We start from the raw sequence: 24,570 nt of genomic DNA, 5'->3' as shown, positions 1-24,570 counted from the left end.
GCAGATGGTACAATCTGCTTGCTTCTTTTGTTACTATTGCATAGCAATAGCCTCAAAATCGGCTTTACTTGCCTCTCTCCTGCGCAGATTACCGATGGTACGTATAGCCTTTCGAACCATTGCTTCTTCCTCTTCCTTCTTTTGTAACGTATGCACGGGATGATCTTGATCACGAAAAACAAAGAGTGACATCGAATCAACTTCGCAATTGGTCTCCTGCTCGTATGCAAGCTTATATAAATACAATTGCGGCCAATAGGAATCCAGCAATTCACTTCCAGATCGGCTAATTCTGTTCGTTTTAAAATCAACAATATGGCGTTTGCCATCCTTTATCGTTACTTTATCAATCTCTCCTATAATTTCAACACCTTCGATATTTGTGATGAAGTTCCATTCAGTCTCTATCGTCTCTCCTAACTCGTCCTTCCTATCCTCAGTATAGCTACTCATGAAACCATTTATTTCAGTGACGTAGTTCGATAAATCCTCCCCTTGCTCTTCTTGTTCACGAATAGCTTCTCTAATGGCCGCTTCATTCGTTAAACCATTGTCTCTTAGTTCACATGCTCTGTGTACAATGGTTCCAAGTACAGATGCATTTATTCCCTTAGAAGACTCACTTTTTTGGAATACATCGTTTGTTTGATCAGAAGTGTCTGGTAAACCGATGACATACCGTTTGTAATAAGTAACCGGATCTTTCATAAATAACATAATTTCTGATACAGATAAAGTGAGTGGTACATCCTTCCTTGTAAGCAATTTTGGTTTGAAATACCTTTCCTTTTCTCTCGAAACCGGCTGTTGTTCATGAATGTGATCTAGCACTTCTAGCTTTTCTGCTAAGTTGGTTTGATCTAATGCCTCGTTTGTTAAAGCTAACCATGTATGAGGTGTCTTTGATTCTTCACCTACCATAAACAAATAATCACGAGCTCTAGTCATGGCAACATAAAATAAACGCTTAGCCTCTTCTCTTGCTTCTGCGTTAGCTGTCTCTTTCACAAGAGAAAAACCTGGTGTTTGATACAAGATTGTTTCTTCATCCATCTGATCCGGCTCTTCTTCTATGTTCATCACAATCCCTAAATCTTGATGAAAACGAATGCTGCCTTTATCTCCTCTTATTTGTCTTTCTAATTGAGGCAAAAAGACAATTGGGAACTCCAATCCTTTTGAAGCATGTACCGTCATAATTTGAACAAAGTCACCATCCACACGTTCAACTTCCGATTCTCCTTCTTTTTCACTAAGTAGTATTCGATCCTCGAGTTCCATTACAATCGTCTCTAAATTCGTTTGTCTACTTTCTACAATGATTTGAATGAGCTTCTCGACATTGCGTACTTTTTGGAGACCATTTGCTTGAAGCATAAGTGATGTTCGTAATCCCGTTTTCAAAAATACTGCATGCAGCGTTTGTTCTAGTGAAGGCATGATTCGAAATGGTGTCCATTCATCCAGCCAGCCTCTTACCTTTGAACACGCGTCTTGAATTTGTATTGACATATGTTGAAGCGACGGATGACTCTCATCGTAGACAAGTTGATATAATAACTCGTTCTCTCCTAATTGATTTTTTAAAGAGATGAAGTCATTGACCGTTAACCCGCACATCGGACTTCTTAAAAGAGCAAGCAAATGCAATTCTTCAAATGGCCTATTCAGCCATTTAAGTAACGTAATAAAATCAAGGATCTCCTGCCTTTCATAAAAACCTACTCCTCCGTTCACAACATAAGGGACGTTCTTATTCATGAGAGATCGTTCGAGTGAGAGAAGATGTGATCTAGCTGGAATCAAAATAGCCATATCAGAAAAACGAGGTTGACTCCATGATTCATTGTCATGAATATGAGGACTTCCTGTCTGAATCATCTCCACAATCCGGTTAGCAAGAATATCATACTGTGACAGCTCTTGTTCTCCTTCTTTTTCAAGAATCATAAATTCCACTCTTTTTTCCTCTTCTTTTTCTCCTTCTCTATTAGGCTCTAGAGCTGCATAAACCGTTTCATACGGTTTAGTCCGAACGTCAGCCATAGCATTGGAGAAAAGCTCGTTGACTGCTTCAATGACCGGTGCTGTCGTCCGGTAATTTTGATTCATTAAGATTACTTCTCCATCACTGCTGTTTTTTGCTTGATCTTCTCTTTCGTTCATTAAACTAACATTTGCTCCTCGGAAGCGGTAAATGGATTGCTTCTGGTCCCCAACTATAAATTGATACGCTGGCTCAATTCTGTCTAGCATCTCAAGCTGCAATTGATTTGTATCTTGAAATTCATCGACCATCATATGTCGAAATTGTCGTTGGCACGCTTTTTTAATGGTTTCATTTTCAAGAAGTGCAACCGCTTTTTGTTGTAAATCAGAAAAGTCCAGCATGGTTCCCCTTTTCTTTTCGTCGTTATAGCGTCTTGAAAACTCTTTGATCAAGATCGTTACCCGCTCTAATAGATCGATAATTTCTTGTTGAATGACAACTTCTCCACCTAAATCACTCCAACGGTCTTTTAACGGCTTCCAATGTTCTGTATAAAGCTCATACATTGCAGGAGCTTTCTCAGCCCAACGCTTATCAGATCGCGATGGCATAATGTTCGTTACGTTCGTCATATATTCATTCGGATCTTCAGGCATTTCTAGATTCTCAAAGCCTAGTATAATCTTTTCAGCATGAGCTCTTTGCGCTTTCGTTAGGTCATCTAACGGAGGAAACTCTTGAACACACTTCGTGGCCTTCTCATGAAATCCACGAACAATATCAATCTGTTCCTTTTGTTTCGCCTCACGTTGAATCTGTATCATGTGCTCCACTTGAAGAGTTTCAATAGCTTGCTCCCCAACAATGAATTCACGAACATCATTATGAACTTGTTCAATTGATTCAAATAATTGATTTTTACTCATGACTTGAAGCAAAGGCAAGGCTATCTCATGAAATTCTTTTTCCTGAAGCATGTTGATAAGAATGGTTCTCTTTCGACCTCTTGCTTCTACGTCATCAATGACTCGACTACGCGGAATTAAATCAGCAGCCATGGCGTGTTGAGAGAGCAATCGTTGACAGAAACTATGGAACGTCGAAATGTGAGCACGCTCCATCGCTTCTTTTTGTTCAGACCAATACAATCGTTCTTTGTCTTCCCTTGCCTCGCTTTCCTTTTCCGCTATTCTTTTTCTAATTCGATCTTTCATTTCTCTTGCTGCTTTCTCAGTAAACGTAATCGCCACAATTTCATCAACCATTGCACCAACAGGATGATTAGGGTTTTGAAAACGAAGTTCACATAAATGGATGATCCGCTCCGTTAATACACGTGTTTTACCCGATCCTGCTCCTGCAGATACTAGAATTAGTGCTTTTTCACTTGTAATGGCTTGTAATTGCGCATCATTAAATTGCATTGTTTTTTCTCCTCCCTTCGTGCATTATTACCTTTTTGCCTGTTCTCTTTTTTCGTCTGTCACTCGACAAACAGTCCGGTACGAACAGAACGGAGAGCACTCTATTGGCTCAACCGGAAAGTTCGTTTGCATCCCATGCCAAATTTCTGCAATTCGCTCTTTTAATTCGTGGTCTACTAAAAATTGTTCCGTCCCAAGATAATCTTCGCGATTTCGGCAGAATGTAGACACATTGTATTTTGATGATTTGCCCACATGCTCGGTCCGCCACATCCCATTTCCTGCCCGCTTGCCCGGCTCTTTAAGGGAGATGTACGTTGCTCCATCTGCTTTGATTTCAGCTTCTTCCAAACGTTCTAGCTCTTCACGAATGGCGAATGCATAAAGAGGTAGCTGTAGTTTTAATCCTGAGCGAACGTCTTCCATTTTTACACTTGCTTGTCCTGATTTATAATCATAAACAACAATTGAATCATTCATTCGATCAATTCGATCGGCTTTCCCTGTGAGGACCAATGTTTTTCCATTTGGTAAAGGCAATTCAAAGCGGATCGATTTTTCTATGGCCATGATAAACATTTGATCAAGGTGATCGTTATCAAAAAAATGTTTACGCTCTGCTTGCCACCAACGCTGCAGACGTTTTTGCCATTGTTGCTTTGTTAACTGTAAGTCAAACCGTGAAATCTCTGTACTTCGTCTTTCAATTTCTGCCCATTTTTCTTCAAATAGTTCATCTACTCGATCTGGAATATGGGAAATGGCGTTTTTTAACATAGAAAAGGATTGTCCAACTGCTTTTAATTCATTGAAGACTTCTTCAATAATGTCATGTATGAAATCTCCAATGTCAATAGGTGAAACCGCCTCCTGTAAGGCAGCCGGTTCAGGTACTTGTAACACTCTCTCCATTCCAAAGCGAAATGGACATCGCGCATAACTTTCCAATGCTGTTACAGAAACAACAGGTTTTAAAGGTTGATCATGAGTAAGAGAAATCGGTTCAGCTCCCTCTTCTAGACGTTCCACCCTTTCTTTCAATTGATGAATTTCCTCAGGCAATTCTCCCACGTCATAGCCTCGACCTAGATGATAAGCAAGCTTCTCTAGTTGATCTTCTTGAGAATGAGAATAATCATGTTTCATGCGATTTTCCCATGACCATATTTTGTCCTCTACTTGTAAGCCTTCAAGTAATGTAGATGGCAATAGAGGATGATGGGCGTCAATTCCTTTCACATACGTGAATGAAATAGCTTTTGATACATAAGATAATTGCTCAAAATAAGCAAGTTGTTTTAAACGGAAATGTTCTTGATCGGGCGTACTAAAACGAACGGAGCTATCATGCAAATCACGCTCTTGCACGTACCCACTTAAATGGTGTGGAGCAGGAAAAGCTCCTTCATTCATCCCAACAACATACAACTTTTCCCCTTGAAACAAACTCACATCTCTCCACGTATGAATGGATATTCCGCTTTTGGATGCTCTCTCTTCAAACAACTGTAAGCTCTCTCCAAGATCTTTTATCCACTCGACAAACAAGTCAAGCGTCATAAGTAAGTCTTCTAACCCCTTCTCTTTCAACAAACTTTCATAGTTCTCCAGTTGTGAATCAATTTGCTGTAATGCTTTATATTCAGTCGCCATTTCCCTCAAATTCCTTGGTTCATCTTCTTGAGTAAATTGCTCTTCCCAGAACGTAAAAAATGGCAAACTAGTTATAACATTACGTAACTGTTTAATATAGACGATAAATGGTTCCTGTTTTTTCCATTCCAATCGGTTTATTCGTTCAAACAGTTGACTATGTTCATCATGCATCCATTCACCTGTTTGTAAGAACATCTGCTTTTGTTTCGCAAACTCCAATCCACTAACTTGAAAAAGCTTTAAAATTTGTTCTACTAAAGGAAGCTGTTCCCATTTAGATTTTGGTACAAGGGTATTGCTAAGCCCCGTAAGCAGGAACGAGTAGATGGATGTGGTGGAAAGTTTTCGCTTTTTCGCTTTGTTAATAGGGATTTGATACATGCTTGCGTATTTCATCAGTTCTTGTATCCCATTACGCTCATCAACGAGTAAGATTCCCGTTTGATCGAAAGCTCGATTCGATAACAAAATCTCCTCTACTATACCCCGCCATTGCTCCTCATTGGTAGAGGCCGCAACCACGCTCACCTGCTCAACTGTTTTTTCTTCTTCGATCTTCTCTCTACCATCGGTAAACCCTATAGAAATCAGCTCACTCATCGTTTTTTCGACGATCGTAAAGTTGGTATGGTTTGGCACATAAATATCAATGGACACACCTGCGTCTTTTAACGATTCAATAAACAACATTTGTAAAGGACTAAAATCATAATATCCATCAATATAAATTGCTGATAGATCTAATCCGTTTCCACCTTGTTTTAGCAATCCAATTGCATGAAGAATAATATTCTCTGGATCAAGTAACTTCTTTTCCTTACTTATACGTTGTTCGTACTGAAAGAATAATTCTTGCAAAGGCAAAAGAGATTCTGGTATGTCTTTTATGTCTAACCCTAGACGTTTGATTTGTCCATATGTGTCTGCATACGCCCGGGCTTTTCCTGAAACGACTTCATCCACATGAAAAGCCGTTTCTTCCTTTATGAATTGTAAGAAAAAGAGTGTTCTTTCTTCTTCCGATAATGCGATATAGGAGTACTGACCTTGATCCAAAATAAAGGTAGCAATATCATCAAATGTCGTAGCTAATAGACCTGGTCTTTTACTCCTTGCTTCCTGTAACCACATTTGTGATGGCAGCACATAAAAGACTGGTTCTTTTTGACTCTTTGCTAACTGAAATGCCTTTTCTAACCTGTCTTTATTCGCTACTTCCTTAACATGTGTACCATAGACAACATATTCACTCATTCTAGCCCCTCCTGCGCATGTCTAAATGGTCAATCCCGTCTAATACATACACATCCGTCACTGGCTCAAAGCCAAAAGACTGATAAAACTGTTGTAAATATTGTTGTGCATGAATCAGGATCGTTCTTTCATTTACATTCTCTTCAAGATAACGAATGGATTCGGTTAAGAGAGCTTGTCCATATCCCTCTCTTCTAACTTGTTCTTTTACAATTACACGTCCAATTGAGGCTTCTTGTGCAGCAACTCCCTTTTCAAACAACCGACTATAAGCAACAAGTTCTCCATCTTTACGCCCTAAGAGATGATATGCCTTCTGATCGAGTCCATCTAATTCCTGATAAGGGCACTTTTGTTCAACTACAAATACTTCTATTCGTAAAGAAATGATGTCATATAATTCATCTATTGTTAACTTTTGAAATTCTTTCACAGTCCAGTCAATCACTACATCAAAACCTCTCATAATAATCTCTTATTTATTTTACCATTACGAGCTCAAAGGAAAAAACGAAAAACAAAGAACGTTTTATTCTTCTGACACATTAACTATAAAGTAGGCAAATTCCTTAAAAATACTTATTTGTATGAAGATTAAATGAAGGTGGGATGGTCTTGGCTATTATTACAGGTCAACAATATCTGAAACGAATCAATGCCTTAACTAACGAGGTTTGGATTGATGGAGAAAAGGTTTCGGGCAACTTCTCGGATCATCCAGCATTTAAAGGAATCTTAAAAAGCAAAGCTTCCCTATATGATTTGCAACACGATCCTAACTTTCAAGAAACTCTTACGTATTCTTTATCTGATGATGGAACCCTTTCTAATTTCGCTTTTGAACAACCTACTTCAGCGGCAGATTTAAAAAAACGACGCGAGGCTACTCAACTTTGGGCTAGACAAAGTGGGGGAACAATTGGACGTTCTCCGGACTATATTAATACTGCTATTATGACACTCGGCTCTTCTTATTCATTCTTTGAAGAACGTTTTCAAGATAATGTAAAAAACGTATTCGAGCACGCCAGGAAACATGACTTATCATTTACTCATACATTCATTAATCCACAAGTTAATCGCTCTCCTCACTATGTTGAATTTTCAAGCAAAGAGGACGTGATTGCCGCCAAAATTATTGATGAAACAGAGGAAGGAATTGTGATTCATGGTGCACGGTTGCTTGCAACGCAAGGAGGAATTACAGACGAAGTACTTGTCTTACCTGTTGGAGGAAATGCCGTTGATCCTTCCTACGTCTATGCCTTTGCCATTCCTTCTAATACACCTGGGTTGAAATTTCTTTGTCGTGAATCGTATGCCAAAAAAACTGACAGCCCGTTTGACTACCCTTTGACGTCTAGATTTGATGAAGTTGATTCTGTTGTCGTCTTTGATCACGTCCTCGTTCCGTGGGACCGAGTTTTTCTCTATAAGGATCTAAGCTCTGTTGGCCGTATTTTTACAGAGACGAATTTAAACTTTATGCTGCTCTTTCAAGCTGTGTGCCGCCAAGTAGTAAAAACAGAGTTTTTGCTAGGATTAGGAGAATCTCTTGCCCAAACGATTGCGATTACAGACTATCAGCACGTTCAAGATAAACTAAGTCAGATGATTGTCACTCGTGAAATTATGACCTCTTTGCTTTATAAAGCTGAAGCGGAAGCGACTCCTAATCGATTTGGCACGATGGTTCCTGATCCAAAACCATTAATGGCTGCGTCTAGTTATTACCAAAAAGAATATGCACGACTTGTTGAGAATTTACATTTGCTTGGTGCAAGTGGTTTTATATCTCTACCTACGGAGAATGACTTCAATTCTCCAATTGCCAATGATCTTAATCAATACTTACAAGCTAAAGGAGCTCCCGCCAAGGAACGAGTTCAGCTTTTTAGACTAGCTTGGGATTTAACAATGAGTCCTTTCGGATCCCGTCAAACCCAATATGAACGATACTTCTTTGGTGATCCGATCAGGCTTTCATCAGCTCTTTATCAGTCTTACGATAAGACTGAGTTTGTAAAGCAGATTGAGTCGTTTCTTAAACGAAAAACGTAAAAAACAAGCTAGAGGGGCTATCCTCTAGCTTGTTTTTAAAATGTAAGAATTCGAAAAGCAAGTAACAAGATTAAAACAAGTGTAACAATTAGAATGCCCCAATACATAGGTGCTTTCGAACCAATCGTGCCTTTTTTCGTTCGAACAAGAATCATTTCCATAGCATAAATAAGTACAATCGCAAGAACACCTTTAATTACATGAGTTAATGGGAATCCCCACATAGATAATAGGTACACTCCGGAAAAAATCATGACGATGTAAAATAATCGGACAATCATATGTAGAATTTTTGCACCTTTGTTCACGCCAGCTCTTATCAAGAAGTATGTTACCAAAAATAATACAATAAGAAGCCACCACGAATCTAAGTGTGCATGCTGCATACCAGTTTGCAAAACAAACCCTCCCTTAGAAAATAAACATTCTAACCCATTATAAGCCAATTGAACGTAAAATCATAATCTAGAGCTAGAAATGACATGAAATTTTCAAGAGTTTCGCTTACATTTTAGTCACCATTGAAAGAAAAACTTTAACGACATCGTAATCGCCGTATAAGAGACGACTCCAATCGTAAAAGTGACAAAATGAGCTTCATCATCTGGAGGTAGTTCATATTTCAAGACATTTAAGATCATAGCACCTGCAATAAATGCAAAAATAATCGACTCCACTAGTGGTGATACATGTAAGGTAACACCCATTATCCACCCAGCTATAATTCCTAATGCGAGAACATATCTTCCTACTTTGTTATAAATATCAGCATACTCTCTCCATAAATCATGAGCAACGGCGACAAAGTGCATACCAACAGCTAATCCATAGAATAAAGCTTGTACCCCTAATACGTCATGAGAAATAACGGTGTAGGCAACAAGCATATTATAAAAACCGAAAAAAAGAATTTGAAGCCAGAAAAGAGCTCTTGCTTTCTGTGTGTTTTGTTTTAATTGCGCTTTCCTTACAACCTTTTGGATTCCATAAAAGATTAACACCCCAAGCAGTCCGATAAAATATAACTCAGACTCCATGGTAAAATAATCACCATATTTCTTCACTAAAATTTGTTCCTTATGTAACGTTGGAAGAACATAAACAAAAACATACGAAACGGCCAGTCCTCCAGAAAAAGAAAACCATTTTAATCTTTGAATTCGACTGGATGGAATGAGTTCATTTGCGAATAAATGTATGAGAATAAATGCAAAACCCATAATGAAGGCATCTAGCGACATTATAAAATACTCCCTTAATCATAGTCTAATTATAGAGTATCCAAACGGAGCACTAGCCATAACAGTAACTGAAAAAGGAGGTTTCCGAAAAAAGTCTTCGGAAACCCCCTATAGATAACATTGCTTTAGTTTACAAGAAATCTAGTAATGCTGTAGCAATTGAGAAATAAATTAATAAACCAAGAATATCATTTACAGTTGTAATAAATGGACCTGATGCAATCGCAGGATCTAGTTTTAATTTGTTAATAATGAGAGGAACGGTCGCACCAATCACTGTTGCGATACTCAGTGTACAGAAAATCGAAAAACCAACAATCAATGCTAAAATCCAGTGCCCGTGAATTAATGTAACCGTAATAGCCAAGACAATCATACAAATAAGCCCAAGCATCAGACCTGTTCCAAATTCTCTCCTAATCATCTTGCCAATGCTGCCTTTTTTAATTGTCCCTAACGCTAAACCACGAACGGCAACAGCTAATGACTGTGTTCCTGTATTACCGGCTGAGTCCATAATAAGGGGAATAAAGGCCGCTAATAACACAATTGCTTCTAACGTTTCTTCGAATTGACCAATGACTTCTGCTGTAATAAGTCCAAAGAACATAAGAAGAATAATCCAAGGAGAACGCTTGCGAGCTGCAGTAAACGCGCTTACGTTCACATCTGTTGCCCCTTTTGCTGCAGAAATCTCTCCTAAATCCTCGGTTGCTTCTTCTTCTAAAATGTCGATAACATCATCAAAGGTGACGATCCCAACGAGATGATTTTGTTTCGTCACAACAGGTGCTGCTAAGAAATCATACTTTTTAATAAGCTTGGCTACATCTTCCTGATCCATATCATCTTGAACAGATACCACTCGTGTGCTCATGACGTTTTCAATGACTTCATCAGCTGGAGCAGTAATCAGATCTCTAAGTGAAACAACTCCGACTAATTTTTCTAGTTCATCTACGACATATAAGTAGTAGATCGTCTCCGCATCTGGCGCATCATCTCTTAGTTTTTCAATAACTTTAGAAGCTACATCGGTTGACGATATACTAACATACTCTTTTGTCATAATAGCCCCAGCTGTTTCCGGTGTATATGACATAAGCTCTTTTACTTCTTTTGCTTCTTCCTTGTTCATTTTTAATAAGATGTCTTCTGCTTTCTCACCTTTTATCTCAGCTAAAAAGTCAGCAACATCATCTGCAAACATATTATTGAACATTTCAGAAGAATAACCTTCATCTAGTTCTAGATATATTCGTTTTTGATCATCAATCTCTAATCCCTCAAAGATATGAGAGAAATCTTCGGGCGATAAATAGTCATATACTCTATGTCGTGAATCATAATCTAGTTGCACAAAAATATCGACTTGATCTGTTGGGTGCAACTCTAAAAACGTTTCACGAAACTGCTCACGATCTTCTGCTTTCAATGTATCTAAAATTAACTTTTCATATTCTTCACGGTTTTGTTCATCTAATTTTACCATTGCTCCATCCTCCTTAGACTAGGAGCCCATGTAACCACTTCTTTCTAGAAGGGAATGGACTTCTACCTCACTTATTTTTTTCAATAACTGGTAACCTATGCATTTTGCTTTTTTTGTATATGAACCATCTACATCCATTCCACATCACCTCATCTTCAAAACATATTAAAAAACACCACTCGCAAATGGAGGGTGCTTTAAAGCATGGCAAATAAACAAGTGCAACATACACTTAGCCTAATTTCCTCCATTCGTAGAGCTTTAGCACTGTGCGGCATAGGAATATATTCCAGCTACATTAAAAACCACCTTATGTCGATGGTTCCTGTTGACCCATTGGCGTCTTTGGACGTTTTTGGGCAGCAGCATATCTCCTACACAGGAGCCTCACCTAACGAGGGTTATTCAATTTTCATGTAAATAAACAAGATAAGTTTACCTTGAGCAAAATAATTGTCATTAATAAATTATATGTCCTAAAGGCAAATTCGTGAACAGATAAACGCCTATTTCCACTAACTCTAGTGCCCTTTTGTTGTGACATGAATGAATAACATGTCCTGACCTAGACTTTTCAAGTGTAAATATGCGGGTTCTGGACTATGATCCAATTCATACCACCCCCCGATTATGATTCTTCCTCTTACATGAAGACTCTATCATGCTAAAAAAGACACCTTCAACCGAATGAAGGTGTCTTTCACATCACGAAATAAGGCAGTATCATTCGTACCGATCTGGTATCATGACACAGCAAATAAGCCTTTTTAACGTCCTCCATTCGTAGAGCTTTAGCACTGTGCGGCATAGGAATAAATATTCCAGCTACATTAAAAACCACCTTATGTCGATGGTTTCTGTTGACCCATTGGCGTCTTTGGACATTTTTGGGCAGCAGCGTATCTCCAGCACAGGAGCCTCACCTAACGAGGTATTTAATTTTACATTGATGACTTTACAGCATGATAGGATATGTGTCAACCTTTAAAAAAAATAAATCCTCGCTAACAATAATTGGGAAACTGAGGTCTTATGCCCCTATACATTGATGACTCAATGCTTGATCCACTTTTGAAACTAAGTCTTTTATCGAAAAAGGCTTCAATATGTATTCTACTTGTTCAAGCTTACAGCAACTATTGTCTAAACGGGGATTCGTCGTTACAAATAGAATCGGAGTTGTAATGCCGCCTCCCTTAATCTGTGAGCATAAATGTAAGCCATTAATATCAAAAATTTCACCATTAATAATAATCAAATCATAATGTTGCTGGCTCTCGTTAAGAAATTTTTCTCCACTTTCAAAAAGTGAAACGTTCATTCCTCTTAACTCCAAGTTGTAATGAATGAGTAATGCATGCGACGGTTCATCTTCCACCAAAGCAATTCTTGGTGCTGTTTCTCTTATGAGACTCAAAGACCATCCACTCCTTATTAGAAATTTCTGTTTTTTCTTTCTAAATGTATGGTTCACCTAATTTTCACATTTGTAATTTACATTATTTATATTAATTTCTTTCACCCTTTTAAGCAATTGTTTCAAATGTAATTTATACTGTTTTTCACGAAAAAACTAAACAAAAAACCAACGATATTTAGGATCGATGGTCTTCTTTGATGATGTTGTTATCTTCTAGACAATAAGATTGCAAGGCGATTAAAGTTCACCTTGCATCTTTTTTATTCAGAAACTATTAAGGGGATTTCTTTGATTTGTACCTTCAATTGAGATCAAAATGTTTCCCATTCACTTCATAAACGACCCACTCGGCTATGTTTGTCGCATAATCCGCAATTCTTTCAATGTATCGACCTATGAACGCTAATTGGGTAATTTGGTCAATCTCAATTCGATCATCATTTAGTTTAAAAAGCTCTCGAATTAACTCTCCATACATTGAATCTACCTTGTCGTCCATTCCTGCAATTTTCTGAGCGAGTAATAAATCTGTATTTCGAAATGATTCTAATGACTCATGAATCATTTTTTGGGCCAATGTGTACATCGCCACGATCTTCACTTGAAATGTCAGAAGACTATCTTTTTTCATTCGTTTGGATTGTTTAGCAATATCAACAACTAAATCAGCTACCCGCTCTAAATCACTCGAAATCTTTAATGCTACAATTAATTTTCTTAAGTCAGTCGCTACAGGTTGTTGCCTCGATATGATCCGTGTTACTTGATCATGCATCTCAATCTCTAGCTGGTTTATAAGATAATCATCTTTAATAATTTGTTCCATTCTGTTAGCATCTGATGAAGCAAATGCTTGAATCATTTGCTCCAATATATCTTCAATTCTTGTTCCCATTTCTAAAAGTTGATGCTTGACTAAATCAAGTTGCGAATGGAAACTTTCACGAATAGCCATAGCTACACCTTCTTATCCGAATCTACCTGTTATATAATCTTCTGTACGTTTATCGGATGGATTAGAAAAAATCACATCTGTTTGATCGTATTCGACCACTTCCCCATTTAAGAAAAATGCAGTCTTGTCTGAAATACGAGCAGCTTGCTGCATATTGTGAGTAACGATAATGATGGAATAATCTTTCTTCAGTTCTTGAATTAATTCTTCCACTTTTAGTGTGGATTTCGGATCAAGCGCTGATGTCGGCTCATCCATTAAAATAACGTCTGGTTCGATTGCTAAACAACGAGCGATACAAAGACGTTGTTGTTGTCCACCTGATAACCCGTACGCATTTTCGTGAAGGCGATCTTTAACCTCATCCCATATCGCTGCACCACGTAGGCTTTTTTCAACAATTTGATCTAAGATTTTTTTGTTTTTAATGCCGTGTATTCTTGGTCCATATGCAACATTATCATAAATGGATTTAGGAAATGGATTTGGTTTTTGAAAAACCATTCCGACACGAGTACGTAAATCTTCAACATGATAAGATTTATCTAAAATACTTTTTCCACGATACGAAATATCACCAGAGATTTTCACAGATGGTACTAATTGAACCATTCGATTTAATGTTTTTATATAAGTTGATTTTCCGCATCCAGAAGGCCCAATAATAGCTGTTACTTCCTTTTCGTAAATAGACAAATTAATATTTTTTAAAGCATGATCTTTTCCATACCAAAGATTCAGATCCTTGGTGTCATAAACTACCTTTTTATCTGTTACTGCCTGTTCCATTGGTCCACCGTTTGTATGATACTCTATATTCGCTTTCTGTGACAAAGCCATTATTTTTTACCCCCTTAAAAATTAATACCTTTGTTGGAATTTATTACGAATGACAATAGCAATTGAATTTAACAAAAACAAAACAACTAACAAAACGACAATCGTAGCAGCAGCCAAATTTGCATATTCAGCTACAAGAGACGAGTCCAGTGTCCAATAATAAATTTGCATCGGTAATACGGTAAAACGGTCCATAATCCCACCAGGGAAAGGAATTAATAACGCAGGAATTCCAATTACAACGAGTGGAGCTGTCTCCCCAATCGCACGTGATAAAGAAAGAATGGCTCCCGTTAAAATCCCTGGTAACGCAGCCGGTAATATAATATTTTTAATCGTTTGCCATTTGGTTGCTCCCATTCCAAATGAAGCTTCACTTAAATGTGCAGGAACCGCACGAATCGCTTCCTGACTCGCTACAACCACAATAGGTAGTACTAATAATGACATTGTCAAACCACCAGCTAAAATGACATTTCCAAAATCCAACGCACGAACAAAAATCGTTAATCCCAAAATACCAAACACAATCGACGGGACCCCTGCTAAATTAGAGATATTTGTTTGAATGATTGAATGGATTCGTCCTTTTTTAGCATAGCATTCTAAATAAATCGCTGTTCCGACACCCACAAACATCGTAACAGGTGCAACGACAAGCATTAACCATAACGTCCCGAGAATCGCTCCCATAATTCCAGCTCGGTCTGCATTCGTTGATAATCTTCCAGTTATAAAATCCATGTTGATCCAACCGATCCCATCCGAAATCACTCTGAAAATTAAAACGGCAAGAACGATAAGGCCAAATAAAGTCGAAAGTAAAAAGGCAGTTTTCGCAAACTTATTTAAAAATAAACGAGAATTCATTTTCTTTTGAACTAATGCTGTATCTACATATTTCATTCTTAATATTCCTCCCTAAACTTACGAGAGATATATCTAGCTAGTAAGTTCATCATAAAAGTAAATACAAATAACGTCATGGCTACAGCGTATAAACTGTAATATATAGTGGATCCAGACGGGGCATCCCCACTAGAAACCTCAACAATGTATGCAGTCATCGTCTGCATAGATTGAGTAATGTCAAAAGTAAAGTTTTTCGAACTACCACTTGCAATCGTTACAATCATCGTTTCTCCAATTGCACGTGAAATCCCAAGAACAAAGGAAGCTACAATCCCAGACATAGCAGCAGGGATAATTACTTTTCTAGTCATTTCTAATTTTGTAGAACCGAGCGCTAACGCTCCTTCTCTCATCGAGTTAGGTACCGAACTCATCGCATCTTCCGACAAAGAAGCGACCATCGGAATAATCATTATTCCCATTACAATTCCTGGACTTAGTATATTGGTTGCTTGGAGTCCTGGAATAAACTCTCTTAAAATAGGTGTTACGAAGGTAAAAGCAAAGAATCCATAAACAATCGTAGGAATTCCAGCTAAAAGTTCTAGCATTGGTTTTAAAAACCTTCTAACTTTATCTGAAGCATACTCACTTAAATAAATAGCGGTCATGAGACCAATCGGAACAGCTACAAACATAGCGATTACCGAAGATATGATCGTTCCCGTTAATAATGGCAAAACACCAAATTCAGGGTTTTGACTTAAGGGTCGTAGTACCGTTCCAGTAAAGAAATCAAGAAATGGAATTCTACTAAAAAACTCTACCGTCTCACTTAATAATGTAAATAAGATTCCAATCGTTGTTAAGATCGATATTGTTGCAATAGCAAGAAGCACTTTCGGCATTACTTTCTCTAAAACATTTGTCAGACTCCGTTTACTTTTCTTTTCATCAATCATTTCTCGAACGTTAACAGCGTTCCCCTTTTGTAACGCGCTGTTTGCTTCCATCTTCGGCACCCCTTTTAGCCCCATTTCACTCATACATAGTAGAGGATGAGAACAATGAATTGCCCTCATCCTCCGAATCATGCTACTTATTTTAATCCTTCTAACACGTCAACATAAGCTAGTACTTCTTCTTCTGGTAATGGAGCAAATCCAGTTTGACCAGCAAATTCATTTACATTGTTTGCCACAAATAGGGCGAAATCTAATACTTGTGGATTTGCCTTTGCATTGTCCACATTTAAGTAAGTGAATACAGGACGAGTAAATGGTGCATAATCTGCATCTTCACCAATCGTTTCAAGAGTTGGTTCTACAGGACCATTTCCAAAATCAACATGTACAGCTTGCAATTTATCTTGGTTGTTTACGTAATAACCAAAACCAAAGAATGCAATTCCATTTACATCTTCTGATACTAAGTTCACAAGAGTTGAATATTCTTGTTGTAAGTTAACACCATCTACTAAATCTTCTTTTTCTAGAATTTTTTCATAGAAAAACTCGTACGTTCCGTGGTTTTCATTTGGTCCCATTGCGTGAATTTCCTCATCTGGAAACTCTGGACGAATATCAGACCATTTAGTCACGCCGCCATCATGCTTAAAAATCGAAATTAACTCTTCTTTTGTTAACTCTGTCGCCCAATCGTTTTCTTTGTTAATAACGAATGTTAAACCGTCTAATGCTACTTTCATCTCCATCACTTCAAATCCAGCTGCATCAGCTTCTGCCATTTCTTCATTTTTGATTTCACGCGAAGCATTATTAAAGTCTGTTCCGTTTTCAACTAAAAATCTTCCAAATCCAGCACTCGTACCAGCACGACTTACTTCAACAGATACATTCTCTTGCTCCGTGTACATATATTCTTCAGCAACAACTGACATTAAAGGGTAAACCGTACCTGAACCATCTACTACCACACTACCTTCTAATTCTGTTGTTGCTTCTTCTGCTACATCTTCAGTAGCCTCTGTTTGTTCAGAAGCTGTTTGCTCATTTGTCTCCGATGTTGTTTCTTCACTTCCACTCCCACATGCTGCTGCCACTAACATTACTGCAACCATTGCTACAAACAATAAAAGCTTTTTCACTTCATTGTCCTCCCTTTTTATATGCAAGTATTTATCGAGGAGCATGTTTCTCTCTCTCACAATTGCTAGTATAGTAGAGCAATGTTAAGCAGGTATGGTCATAATGTAAAGGTTTTGTAAAAGAAGACAACCCACAAGGATGTCCTTCCCTTGTGGGTTGTCTTCTTAGTGAAGTGCGGAGCCACTGCTTTATTTTTAGCTTATAGGAGCGCCCCTCCCCTTTAGGCGTGCAGCGTAACGATTAGAATCTTTATACAGAGGTGTAGGTTGTCTCAAACAAAAGTACAAGTGGACTCCAGGGGCCTTATTTATAAAGAATTAACCTTATATGAGGAGTAAGCGGACACAGTTAACCTAATTTACTGTAAAAATAGAATTCTTTAGCACTGTTAAGTAAAATAGGGGATTCTCTGTCCAGATAGAACAAAAACCCCCCTATAATCAGTATAATAGCGGACCCACAGTCCACTTAACTTACCATAATCGACCGGTTCCCTTTTCGCTTGAAAATCCACATTAATAATAGGGGAATTCTGTTCACATCCCAAATTCCCGCTCTATAAACGAATGACTTTCTAAAAGAAATCATAAAAAAACGGACTTTCATGCGGAACAAGTTTTTCAAAGGCATCTATAGCTGCATCGTCTCCTGACACTTCTCCGATTTCCATTAAATTCTCAGGCCGCTTATAACCAAAAAGAATAGCTGCTAGTGCATTAATAGATAAACATAGAGTACTTGCCCTCTTTTCTTCCCTTTGGCTTTTGTTCATAACCGTAATTTCTCCATCTTTTAATAAGAACGTTTGATTATTCCACGGTGCATAAGCATCCGTTATCTGTAATACGGTCTCTTCATCATCTTGCCAATTAAAACGATACTGATGTAAAAAGGCTTCCACATCGACTATTCTTGTCATAAAATATGGAGTCAGTTCCCTCTTCACTCGAGGTTCATCTAATGAAAACAATAGCGGCTCTCTTTCTTCTAAAATCATTTCGAGCTCATCAATCATCGAATCGTGCTGACAGATGTAATTCCAAAGTCCTCTTCTTGCTTCGCCATTTAATGCAACGAATTCTTCTACTTTCATTTTTTTGTCCTTTACAACATATGTGAAGTAACCGTTCAATTGTTTTGCTTGATTCGTATAAATAGCTACATGTTTATCTTTTACGATTTTCTTCCACCAGTCATCACTCCGCACTAACATTCCATTAAACTTTTTCCCGTATTGCTCATAAATTGCTTTCAGTTCTGAAACAGCGACTGAATTGCTATAACGTTGTACCTTTTCTGATGCTTCTTGTTGGAATTTCAAATCGGTATTTTTCATAGTCACGGTTAATTGATCAGTGAATAATTCCCAGCCAAACTTACGGTAAAACGCTACAGAAAAAGGGTGGAGCATCGATATTGTGTAGCCATCCTCTCTCATAGATTTCAAAATGTGGGTTAACATTCCTTTAACATACCCGTTCCTTCTATATTCTGGATATGTTGCCACCCCTGCAATTCCGCCCATCTTTATCTTTTTACCATTTAAAAAGATCTCCAATGGGAGAAAGTGAAGTTTAGCAATTAATTGATCTTCTTCTACAATTCCTATTAAATGATGATGCTTCTTCATTTGTTCAATGCGTTCCTGAACTTGCTCTTCTGCTACTGTATATTGAAACGCGTATTCTGATAATCGAACCGCTTCCTCATATTTCTCTTCCCCAATGTTGATGATTTTCAAAGTATCTCTCTCCCTCAAAGGCTTTTTTACAAACATTGTATTTCTGTTTATTTTCATAAATACCTTCTAAAAAGCACAAAACCACTCTTACATAATGTAAGAGTGGATCATTGTCATTATTATTTAACAATTAGCACGGGTACTTCTACGCGTTTTGCTATTTTGTGACTAACGCTACCTAGTACCATTGTTTGTAGTTTGTTTAACCCACGAGAACCAATCACTACACAGTCATAGTTTCCTTTATTGGCAAAGTTAACAATGGTTGGACCTGGCTCTCCTTGTATAATATGTACATTGTATGGAAGATTTTCTTTTTTTATAAGCTCCACTATTGGAGCAAGTTTCTCTTTTCGTTTTCGCTCAATTTCAAACTTGCTGTTATTGGTTAGAACATCTGTTTTCGATGTCGAACCATCAACAGAATATACAATATCAATTGCTCCGTTATGCAGTTTTGCTAAACCTACTGCTTTTTCAGCTGCACGAAATGAATGCTCTGAGCCATCGGAAGCTAGTAAAATACTTTTGAACATTGTTATATCCCCCTCTGCTACTATCTTACTTTTACCTATTTTTATCGTAATCAAACGCAAGAGTCTTGTAAAGTATGTAAAATAAAAGACAGAGGTTTCCACCTCTGTCTTGTGAAATCAGTGACCTGATGCTTTTGAAATCCCACCGATTTTATCTTTTAACTTTTCGCTTTCTGCATTTAACCCTACATAATTTACTTGAATACCACTTTGCTCAAACTTGCCTTCAATCTTATCTAAGGCCCCTATAGCGGAGTCATCCCATAAGTGGGCATTTGTTAAATCAATTTCAACATTTTTCACATCTTGCTTGTAGTCAAATTGATTCACAAAGTCTGTAACAGAAGCAAAGAAGATTTGACCGTGAATTTTATAGACTTGCTTATCTAAATGATTGACATAACTTTTCTCTACATGTACTTTTGATATTTTCGCAGCGAAGAAGATCGCACTTAAAAGAACACCGGCGAATACACCCATTGCCAGGTTATGTGTAATAACAACAGTAGCTACCGTAACGACCATAACAATTGCATCTGTACGAGGCAGTTTGTTAATGTTTCGAACAGAGCTCCAATCAAATGTACTTAAAGATACCATGAACATTACCCCAACAAGAGCCGCCATTGGAATTTGTACGACTAGGCCTCCAAGTACCAAAATTAAGAACATTAGTACTACGCCAGCTACTAACGCGGAAAGACGACCGCGTCCTCCAGATTTTACATTAATTACTGATTGTCCAATCATCGCACAACCAGCCATTCCTCCAAAGAAACCAGCTACAATATTAGCTATCCCTTGTCCCCGGCTCTCTTTATTCTTATCACTTTCAGTGTCAGTCATATCGTCAACGATATTTGCTGTTAAAAGGGATTCAAGGAGACCAACTATAGCTAGTGCAAGTGAATATGGCAAAATGATCATAAGAGTTTCTAAATTGAAAGGAATTTGCGGAATTAAGAACATAGGTAAGGCTTGAGTTAATGCCCCCATGTCACCTACTGTACGAATATCAATACCCATAAAAATAACGACGGCTGTAATCATAACAATAGCAACTAAAGCAGATGGAACAGCCTTTGTAATTCTAGGAAGTCCATAAATAATGACTAGTGTCGCTGCAACGAGCGCGTACATGACCCATGTTGCATCTACAAATTGTTCAAGCTGAGCCATAAAAATTAAAATCGCTAGCGCGTTTACGAATCCAACCATGACGGAACGAGGTACAAATTTCATAATTCTAGCGAGTTTAAAAACACCAAATAAAATCTGAAATACCCCTGTTAGTATTGTCGCAGCTAACAAATACTGCAGACCATGATCAGCTACAAGTGTAACCATTAGCAATGCCATTGCACCGGTTGCAGCAGAAATCATCCCTGGTCGTCCACCTACAAAAGCAATGACAACGGCAATACAAAACGAAGCGTAAAGCCCAACCATTGGGTCAACACCTGCAATAATGGAGAAGGCAATCGCTTCTGGGATGAGAGCAAGAGCTACGACTAGACCGGCCATTACGTCGCCTCTTACATTCCCAAACCATTCTTGTTTAATAGATTGAATGTTCAATCTAACACCTCTTTCCTATTAAGTTTTTTGTTTCTTCTAATTTCGACTTTTGACTCTCACAAAAGTCGGGGTCCGTTGTTAACAAACAGTATCTTACCATCATCACACAAAATTTCAAACTTTAATGTAAGCGTTCATCATAATTGTTTTCCTTTATTTTTCTATCATTTTCTTTATGTTTCTCTACTTCCAATAAAAAAGTCATAAAATCGCCCAAACTAAATATTGCATTACGAAGAATCAAATGAATGTTTAGAAAATAATGCAGAAAATAAAAGAACCTTGAGTTCATCACCAAGATTCTTCAGATCACTTTGTTGTTTTCTCTGTTATATATTTTATGAACATGTCACGGTGAACTTCTTTTTCTAAAATCTTTTTACAAAAATACGGATCTTGTAACAATCCACTTTCTTTGTCAGATACCACCCAAGCATTTCTTTCTGGTTGTTCAATTAACTGTTTAAACCATTCTTGTTGATCTAACTCTGCCCAAAGTTGTTCAATATCGGGATTTTCCTTTCTAATAAAAATTCTTTGAATTCCTCCTATTAGTAAACCCCCAGCTAATAAAACTAACAATAATAAGAAAAGCATGTCCATACTCCCCACTCTACCATACTAGTTTTCTATACTATTTTACTTGATAATAGAAAAAAATTGTTTACATTTATTGAGATATAGTTTTCCAATTTCTACTTACCCAATAATAGGGAGTGGGCCAACAGCTGACATGAAAACTGTTGGCCCGCTCCCTATTAAAATTAGTTTTTCTTTATTTTTAGTAACCTTAAACCATTTAATGTTACAAGCAACGTTGCACCCATATCAGCAATAATCGCAATCCATAAAGTAAGCCATCCTGGAATAACAAGAGAGAGCGCCAGCAATTTGAGCAAAAGAGATAACGTAATATTTTGCTTAATCACTCTTTTTGCTTTGCGGCTTAACAGGACCGTAAAAGGGAGTTTGGATAAATCGTCTTTCATAAAAACAATATCCGCTGTTTCTAAGGCAACGTCTGAACCAGCTCCGCCCATTGCAATTCCAACATTTGCTGTAGCAAGTGCCGCTGCATCATTAACCCCGTCACCAACCATAGCAACATGAGCACCTCCCTCACGTAACGCCTTCACATAATTCACCTTTTCATCCGGCAACAAATTTGCTTTTATATTCGTCATTCCTACTTCATTTGCAATCATTTGGGCAGACTTCTCATGATCCCCTGTTAGCAAAATGGTATTTCTTATGCCCATGTTGTGCAGAGCTTTCATTAATCCTATGCTTTCGTCACGGACCGAATCGGCAAGAGCTAGCATTCCGATTACGTTTTGAGAGGTCGCTAAAAGAACCACAGTTTTTCCATCACTTTTGAATTGCTGCACCTGACTTATAACCTCATCAGACATATGAGTCACTTCGTTTATATAGCCAACACTTCCTACAAAATAGCTCACTTTGTTTATCGTTCCTGTTACTCCCTTTCCTGTCTCAGAGTAAAAATCAGTTACCTCTTCCAAACTAGTATTCATTTTTCCCTCTATGAACGTAAGAATCGCTAAAGCGAGAGGGTGTTTGGAATTTTGTTCAAGTGAGGCCATTACGTTTAAAAATTCATTCTCCGTCGTTTGCTCTGAGACCCACATATTCGTAACCTCTGGCTTGCCTTTTGTTAATGTTCCTGTCTTATCGAACGCAACAGCGTCAACCCGACCTGCTTCTTCTAGATGGATGCCACCTTTAATCAACACACCATGACGGGCTGCCGTTCCAAGTGCGGTTACAATTGATACAGGGGTTGAGATGACTAAGGCACAAGGGCAACCAACGACTAAGACAGCGAGTCCTTGATAGATCCAACTACTCCACTCTCCTTGAAAGAAGATTGGTGGCACAACGGAAACGACAATGGCAATGGCAATAATAATGGGAGTATATACTTTGGCAAAACGATCAATGAACGCTTCTGCTGAGGCACGTTTTGCCTGAGCCTCTTCTACTAATTTCAACATTTTCGAAAGGGTTGAGTCTTCATTACGTTTGGTTATTTCTACTTCAAGCTGTCCATCTTCATTTAGCGTCCCAGCAAAAACAGTATCACCTACTTGTTTTTCTACTGGAATGGATTCCCCTGTAATAGCTGCTTGATTAATAGAAGAAACTCCTTTTTTTACAATCCCATCCACGGTTACTTTTTCTCCTGGTCGAATCATAACTTTTTCCCCAACAGCAAGGTCTTTCACATGAACGTCTCTCCACGAACCGTCTCTCCACGTTCTCGCTTTTTTAGGCGTGTTTTCAAACAACGAACTGATGGACCTTCTCGCTCGATCCATTGAGTACGTTTCTAGCATCTGGCTAATGGCAAAAAGAAAGACAACCGTTGCACCTTCTCCCCATTCCCCAATAATAGCAGCCCCTATGACCGCTATCGTCATTAATGTTTTCATATCAAACCGAGCTTGCGTTAGGTTTTTCAGCCCTTGAACAAAAAGGCGATATCCTCCAATTGCCATAGAAGAAGCATAGAAAAGAATGGCCAGAAATCCTTCCCCTACTGTTCCATGAACGATAAAACCCGAAAGAAGTAGGAGACCAGATAGGATCGTTTTCCATGTTGCAGATGATCTCCATTTAGAGCTTTGTACAATTTGTTCATCTTCTTTATATAGTTTCAGATTTTCAAAGGCTCCTTCTTTTTCTACTTCCTTTTTTGTCACATCTCCAATTACTGTAATCGTGGAAGCTTGAAAATTCACTTCTGCTGATTCAACTCCTGATAATTTCTGTACATTCCTCTCAAACTGAGCAGCACAATTGGCACAAGTAAAACCTTGCACAAGATACTTATTTTCATGGCTCATTTGCTCACTTCCTCATTTTGATGGGCAATCGCTGTTAATAGTAACGTTCGTATGTGTTCGTCATCTAGAGAATAAAAGACGAGCTTTCCTCTTTTTTCACTTTTGGCAATTCGAAGGTTTTTGAGATGTCGTAAATGATGAGAAGCTGTTGCATTGGTTGTTCCAATAATCGAAGCAACATCACAGACACACAGTTCCGTTTCTTGACAAAGTGCATACGCTATTTTTACACGTGTTTCATCAGCCAGAACTTTAAACATATCTGCAAGTAAATCAAAACGTTGATGCGCTATTTGTTCTTTTACTTTTCCTACAACTTGTTCATCATATAAGAAAACTTCACATGTTTCCGTTTGTTGTTGTTTTTCCTTCGCCATTGTGATCAGCCTCATTTCATTCAAACATTCATTTGATTATTAGTATATTCATTCATGGCAAAAAAGTGAACAAAAAAAGCAAGCATGGATTGTTCCATTACTTGCTCGGTCTTACTATATATCATAACTCTATCATCACTTTCGCAAGGGAATCAAAAAAGGGCTTGCCAAAAGGGCA

Annotated in this window: 19 protein-coding genes and 2 riboswitches; of the genes, 1 reads left to right on the top strand and 18 read right to left on the bottom strand. The window is 38.0% G+C overall.

Annotated elements, in window-relative coordinates; translation table 11 throughout:
• Positions 1-33: 33 nt before the first annotated feature.
• Genes N0O92_RS04910 through N0O92_RS04900 form a run of 3 tightly spaced genes read right to left on the bottom strand, consistent with a single transcriptional unit; the run spans position 34 to position 6,790 of the window.
• Entirely contained in the window at positions 34-3,414 is a 3,381-nt protein-coding gene (locus N0O92_RS04910) for a UvrD-helicase domain-containing protein (RefSeq protein WP_315613532.1), read from the bottom strand.
• 27 nt (positions 3,415-3,441) lie between these two features.
• Positions 3,442-6,324 (bottom strand): PD-(D/E)XK nuclease family protein, encoded by a 2,883-nt coding sequence (locus N0O92_RS04905; RefSeq protein WP_315613531.1) that lies wholly within the window; start codon positions 6,322-6,324, stop codon positions 3,442-3,444.
• Position 6,325: 1 nt separating this feature from the next.
• A complete protein-coding gene (locus N0O92_RS04900) occupies positions 6,326-6,790 on the bottom strand; it encodes a GNAT family N-acetyltransferase (RefSeq protein WP_315613530.1) in 465 nt (154 codons plus the stop codon).
• A gap of 149 nt (positions 6,791-6,939) precedes the next feature.
• Between N0O92_RS04900 and hpaB the strand changes: the two genes are divergently transcribed.
• Positions 6,940-8,385 carry a 4-hydroxyphenylacetate 3-monooxygenase, oxygenase component gene (gene hpaB / locus N0O92_RS04895; RefSeq protein ID WP_315613529.1) on the top strand — a complete coding sequence of 482 codons (1,446 nt, stop codon included), beginning with the start codon at positions 6,940-6,942 and terminating at the stop codon, positions 8,383-8,385.
• Positions 8,386-8,420: 35 nt separating this feature from the next.
• On the opposite strand, the gene N0O92_RS04890 is transcribed toward hpaB, so the two are convergent.
• The 15 genes from N0O92_RS04890 to N0O92_RS04820 form a co-directional block, all read right to left on the bottom strand.
• The gene (locus N0O92_RS04890; protein ID WP_315613528.1) at positions 8,421-8,783 is read right to left on the bottom strand and encodes a DUF1516 family protein; all 363 of its coding nucleotides are present in this window, start codon (positions 8,781-8,783) and stop codon (positions 8,421-8,423) included.
• 117 nt (positions 8,784-8,900) lie between these two features.
• Positions 8,901-9,626, bottom strand: coding sequence for a hypothetical protein (locus N0O92_RS04885; protein ID WP_315613527.1), 726 nt, complete (start codon positions 9,624-9,626; stop codon positions 8,901-8,903).
• 130 nt (positions 9,627-9,756) lie between these two features.
• Complete coding sequence (mgtE, locus tag N0O92_RS04880; protein ID WP_315613526.1) at positions 9,757-11,118, bottom strand: magnesium transporter; 1,362 nt, start codon at positions 11,116-11,118, stop codon at positions 9,757-9,759.
• A gap of 239 nt (positions 11,119-11,357) precedes the next feature.
• Positions 11,358-11,524, bottom strand: a riboswitch (M-box (ykoK) riboswitch).
• A gap of 363 nt (positions 11,525-11,887) precedes the next feature.
• Positions 11,888-12,056, bottom strand: a riboswitch (M-box (ykoK) riboswitch).
• Between the two features lie 92 nt (positions 12,057-12,148).
• The gene (locus N0O92_RS04875; RefSeq protein ID WP_315613525.1) at positions 12,149-12,535 is read right to left on the bottom strand and encodes a response regulator transcription factor; all 387 of its coding nucleotides are present in this window, start codon (positions 12,533-12,535) and stop codon (positions 12,149-12,151) included.
• Positions 12,536-12,839: 304 nt separating this feature from the next.
• A complete protein-coding gene (gene phoU / locus N0O92_RS04870) occupies positions 12,840-13,493 on the bottom strand; it encodes a phosphate signaling complex protein PhoU (RefSeq protein ID WP_315613524.1) in 654 nt (217 codons plus the stop codon).
• Between the two features lie 12 nt (positions 13,494-13,505).
• Positions 13,506-14,282, bottom strand: coding sequence for a phosphate ABC transporter ATP-binding protein PstB (gene pstB, locus N0O92_RS04865; protein ID WP_315613624.1), 777 nt, complete (start codon positions 14,280-14,282; stop codon positions 13,506-13,508).
• Positions 14,283-14,354: 72 nt separating this feature from the next.
• The gene (gene pstA, locus N0O92_RS04860) at positions 14,355-15,239 is read right to left on the bottom strand and encodes a phosphate ABC transporter permease PstA (RefSeq protein ID WP_315613523.1); all 885 of its coding nucleotides are present in this window, start codon (positions 15,237-15,239) and stop codon (positions 14,355-14,357) included.
• 2 nt (positions 15,240-15,241) lie between these two features.
• The gene (gene pstC / locus N0O92_RS04855) at positions 15,242-16,198 is read right to left on the bottom strand and encodes a phosphate ABC transporter permease subunit PstC (RefSeq protein ID WP_315613522.1); all 957 of its coding nucleotides are present in this window, start codon (positions 16,196-16,198) and stop codon (positions 15,242-15,244) included.
• An 86-nt stretch (positions 16,199-16,284) separates the two neighbouring features.
• Positions 16,285-17,337 (bottom strand): PstS family phosphate ABC transporter substrate-binding protein, encoded by a 1,053-nt coding sequence (locus N0O92_RS04850; protein ID WP_396334467.1) that lies wholly within the window; start codon positions 17,335-17,337, stop codon positions 16,285-16,287.
• A 530-nt stretch (positions 17,338-17,867) separates the two neighbouring features.
• Positions 17,868-19,034, bottom strand: coding sequence for a GNAT family N-acetyltransferase (locus N0O92_RS04845; RefSeq protein ID WP_315613520.1), 1,167 nt, complete (start codon positions 19,032-19,034; stop codon positions 17,868-17,870).
• A gap of 119 nt (positions 19,035-19,153) precedes the next feature.
• Positions 19,154-19,570, bottom strand: coding sequence for a universal stress protein (locus tag N0O92_RS04840; protein ID WP_315613519.1), 417 nt, complete (start codon positions 19,568-19,570; stop codon positions 19,154-19,156).
• A 117-nt stretch (positions 19,571-19,687) separates the two neighbouring features.
• Entirely contained in the window at positions 19,688-21,148 is a 1,461-nt protein-coding gene (locus N0O92_RS04835) for a SulP family inorganic anion transporter (protein WP_315613518.1), read from the bottom strand.
• Between the two features lie 309 nt (positions 21,149-21,457).
• On the bottom strand, positions 21,458-21,745 hold the full coding sequence (locus N0O92_RS04830) for a hypothetical protein (RefSeq protein WP_315613517.1): 288 nt from the start codon (positions 21,743-21,745) through the stop codon (positions 21,458-21,460).
• A 167-nt stretch (positions 21,746-21,912) separates the two neighbouring features.
• A complete protein-coding gene (locus tag N0O92_RS04825) occupies positions 21,913-24,015 on the bottom strand; it encodes a heavy metal translocating P-type ATPase (protein ID WP_315613516.1) in 2,103 nt (700 codons plus the stop codon).
• Positions 24,012-24,392 (bottom strand): ArsR/SmtB family transcription factor, encoded by a 381-nt coding sequence (locus tag N0O92_RS04820; protein WP_315613515.1) that lies wholly within the window; start codon positions 24,390-24,392, stop codon positions 24,012-24,014. The genes N0O92_RS04825 and N0O92_RS04820 overlap by 4 nt, the downstream gene beginning before the upstream one ends.
• Between the last annotated feature and the right edge of the window lie 178 nt (positions 24,393-24,570).

It is taken from the genome of Alkalihalobacillus sp. MEB130, assembly GCF_032335535.1.
GTDB lineage: Bacteria > Bacillota > Bacilli > Bacillales > Bacillaceae_D > Halalkalibacter.
Note: the sequence above shows the minus strand (reverse complement) of the source record. Positions and strands in the feature narration are given on the sequence as shown.